Annotated in this window: 2 protein-coding genes; one reads left to right on the top strand and one right to left on the bottom strand. The window is 70.3% G+C overall.

From position 1 onward, the window contains the following. Window positions 1-379 precede the first annotated feature (379 nt). Window positions 380-2,395 (top strand): SpoIIE family protein phosphatase, encoded by a 2,016-nt coding sequence (locus tag ACFYX0_RS47125; RefSeq protein ID WP_388981839.1) that lies wholly within the window; start codon window positions 380-382, stop codon window positions 2,393-2,395. Between the two features lie 93 nt (window positions 2,396-2,488). Here the strand turns inward: ACFYX0_RS47125 and ACFYX0_RS47120 are convergent, their stop codons facing one another. After that, complete coding sequence (locus tag ACFYX0_RS47120; RefSeq protein ID WP_388981836.1) at window positions 2,489-3,211, bottom strand: alpha/beta hydrolase; 723 nt, start codon at window positions 3,209-3,211, stop codon at window positions 2,489-2,491. Window positions 3,212-3,578: the final 367 nt, after the last annotated feature.

Genomic DNA, 3,578 nt, shown 5'->3' with positions numbered 1-3,578 from the left:
GCGACACGCCGCCCACCGTCTCGAGAGAGTGAGTCCTCTGGATCGTCATCAGGTGTCCCTTCTGGTGAAGTTCCCACCCAATTCATGACACTCCCTCAGGCACTCGTCCCGCTGTCCAGTGTGCACCTGCGGATTCCCATGAAGTGGTTCCGAACGGCCCTAGGAGCAGCAAAAGGTCCCTGTGAGTCGCGGTATGTCGCTGTGCGTCAGCCTCCGCACGCACCCTCCCTCTCCCGTGGTGCGCGGCGGGTCCGGCGCACCCAACCTAGACTCAAGGGGACGGGGCTCACCGCGAGACCGCCCTGCCGGCGACTCGACCACCGGTTCGTGCGCAGGGTAGGGGATGCGCATGTCAGGTCCACGAGAAAGACGCGCACGTGTGGGGCTGGTGCCCCTCACCGCCGTCGCTGGTGGGCTGTTGGTCCTGCTGATCGGGCTTGCCTTCATGGTGCTGCTCTGGACGATCATCGGGCTCGGCGAGTCGACGGCTGCCGACCGTCACACACATACGGCGCTTTCCCAGGCGAGGACCGTCGAGCGACTCGTCGTCGACCTGGAGACAGGCCAGCGCGGCTTCGTCATCACCGGGGAGAAGCAGTTCCTCGAGCCATGGCAGACCGCCCGGACCACGTTCTCCGCCCAGGCACAGCAACTCGTGCGCCTCAGCACCACCCCCAGCCAGAGGACACTGGCCCGGCAGATCAGGCAGGCCGGCGACTCTCTCATCCACGACTACTCGATTCCGCTGGTCGCTGCTGCGAGCCGAGGGGATCCCCGGGCACACGGCGTGGCGGCGACGCTGGAAGGGAAGCGGCGTGTCGACGCGCTCAGGAAGCAGTTCGAACGGTACGACTCGACCCAGGAAGCCCTGATCGCGGCGCGTGAAAGCGCGGCCGATGAGGACGTCCGGGAAGCGGTCGTGGCAGCGTCGATCGGGCTTGCCGGCTCGATGCTCCTCATCGCGACCTTCGCCGGGTACATGATCCGGGCCATTGTCTGGCCTGTCCGCAAGGCGGCCGGCGTGGCGTCCCGGCTGGCCGGCGGCGACCTCGCCGTGCGGATGCCCGAAGCCGGCAGGGGCGAGATCGGGCAGCTCGGGACGGCGTTCAACACCATGGCCTGCTCACTCGAGGAGAGCCGTGAGCAGGCACGCCACGCTCACGAGCGCCTCGGACTGTTGTACGAAGCCAGCTTCGTCATCGGCACGACTCTCGACGCGAAGCAGACCGCACAGGAACTGGTGCGCGTGCTGGTCCCGCGCTTCGCCGACTTCGTCACCGTCGATCTGGCCCTGCCCGTCCTGCTCGTCGACGAGCCGTTCGCCGACCACGGCGCATGGGCTCGCCGCGTCGCACTGGGCGGGGTCCGCGACGCCCCTCCGCTCGATCCTGTGGGCGCACAGATCGCTCTCGCGAGCGCGAGGGCGACCTTCGTGCCGGACCTTCACACCTGCTCCGCATGGCAGGGCCGGCACGGCCACCAGGCCCGCAGACTGCTGGACTACGGCATGCACTCGCTGATCACCGCCCCGCTGTCCTCACGGCGCACACTTCTGGGTGCGGTCGGCCTCTGGCGAGCTGACAACCCCAGCCCGTTCGCGGAGGACGAGCTGTCCGATGCCGAGGAGATCGCGGCCAAGGCCGCCGTGGCGATCGACAACGCCCTCCGCTACGCCCGCGAGCACGACACAGCTCTGACGCTGCAGCGAAGCATGCTGCCCCGCAGCTTCAAACCCCCCGGCGGTATCGAGGTCGCCCACCGCTACCTGCCCGCCTCCGACGCCAGTGAGGTGGGCGGCGACTGGTACGACGTGGCCGCCATGACCCTCGACAAGGCCGCCCTGGCCATCGGCGACGTCATGGGGCACGGCATCCCAGCCGCCGCCGTCATGGGGCAGATGCGCAGCACACTCCGCGCCCTCGTCCGCCTGGACCTGCCCCCCGACCAGCTGCTGCACCACCTTGATCAGACAATGCAGGACCTCGACGGCCCGATCCTGGCCACCTGCCTGTACGGCGTCTGTGACGCCGCGGCCAACCGCTGCCGGCTCGCCCGGGCCGGACACCCCCCACCTGCGCTGATCACCCCCGACGGCATTGCCCGCCTCATCGACCTGCCCTCCGGCGCACCGCTCGGCATCGGTGGCATCTCCTACACGACCACCGAGATCCCCGTCGCTCCCGGGACCGTGCTCGTCCTCTACACCGACGGGCTCGTCGAAGCCCGGGAGCACGACCTCGACGAGCGCCTGGCGGAGCTCGTCCACCTCCTCGCCGGTACCCATCCGTCCCTCGACGAGCTGGCCGACACCCTCATCGACCGCCTTGCCCCGACCCCCGCGCAGGACGACATCGCCCTCCTCATCGCGCGCGTCGGCACCTCGATCCCCCGGTGAACGCCCCACGAGCGGTCAGCGCCGACCGCCCGCGGCAACAGGGGGCAAGGCGACGGGCGCCGGCCGACGACACGGCCGGCTCCCGTGCCGGGCTCACTTCAGGTGCCGGGTGAAGAACCGGGCCCCGTCGTCCACCTCGAACCACGGGGTACCGGCGTGGCCGCCCAGATTGGCGTGCAGCGTCTTCTCCTTGGTGCCGAAGGCGTCGAACATGTCCAGCGTCGGCTGCCGTTCCATGCCTTCGTCGTCCCACTGCATCAGGAACTGCAGCGGAAGGGTGACCCGCCGGGCCTCCTCGCGCAGGTTGCCGGGCACGAAGCCCTGGCCGAAGAAGACGGCGGCCGAGATGCGCGGCTCGACCAGCGCCAGCCGAATGCCGGTGGCGGTCATCCCGTTGTAGCCGACGGGGCCGTCGATCTCGGGCAGCGCAAGGAGGGCGTCCAGGGTGGTCCGCCATTCCGGGACCGCCTTCTCGACCAGCGGCAGGATGAAGGCGTCGAGGATCTCGTCGACCGGCTCGCCGGCCTGAACTGCCCGGCGGAGGTCGGCGCGGGCCTGCTCATCGGCGGCGGAACGGGGCCGGTCACCGTGCCCGGGGGCGTCGATGGCTGCTGCCGCGAAGCCGTACTGCGCCGCGTAGTGCCGGGCCCGGGCCACCAGCCGCGGTTCCCGCTTGTGCAGGCCGCCGTTGTGGCTGATCAGGATCAGCGGGGCCGGTTCGGATCCAGACGTCCACAGGACGCCGGGGATCTCGCCGAGGGTGAATTCGCGTTCGAGGACGCCGTCGTCGAGGCGCTGCTCGGAAGTGAACTGCATGGTCGTGCCTTTCGGGAGTGCTCTTGAACGGCGCTCCCGGACGACCTATCGCCCGACCGTGACCCCGGAGGGGAGCACCCACGTCGATACTGTGTCCACGGGTACCACCTCCTCGTTCTCTCGCACGGCCTCCGGAAGGTTAGCAGCGGTCGCCGTGGTCCGCCCATGGGTTATTGCACGACCAGGCGTTCCAAGAGCGACAGGACGACGCGGCCTGAGCCGGCCCCGGAAGCCGGAGCTGAAAAGCCGTCGGGGGGGGGGCCCCCCCCCGGGGGGGGGGGGCCCCCCGCCCCCCCCCCCCCCCCCCGGGCGGGGCCCCCCCCCCCCCCCCGGGGGGCCGACACCCCCAGCAACACAGAGACAAAGA

Source organism: Streptomyces sp. NPDC002573 (assembly GCF_042889625.1).
GTDB lineage: Bacteria > Actinomycetota > Actinomycetes > Streptomycetales > Streptomycetaceae > Streptomyces > Streptomyces gibsoniae.
Note: the sequence above shows the minus strand (reverse complement) of the source record. Positions and strands in the feature narration are given on the sequence as shown.

Excerpts from the sequence above, each read along its gene's own strand:
- ACFYX0_RS47120 (WP_388981836.1), bottom strand. The coding sequence starts at position 3,211 with ATGCAGTTCACTTCCGAGCAGCGCCTCGACGACGGCGTCCTCGAACGC.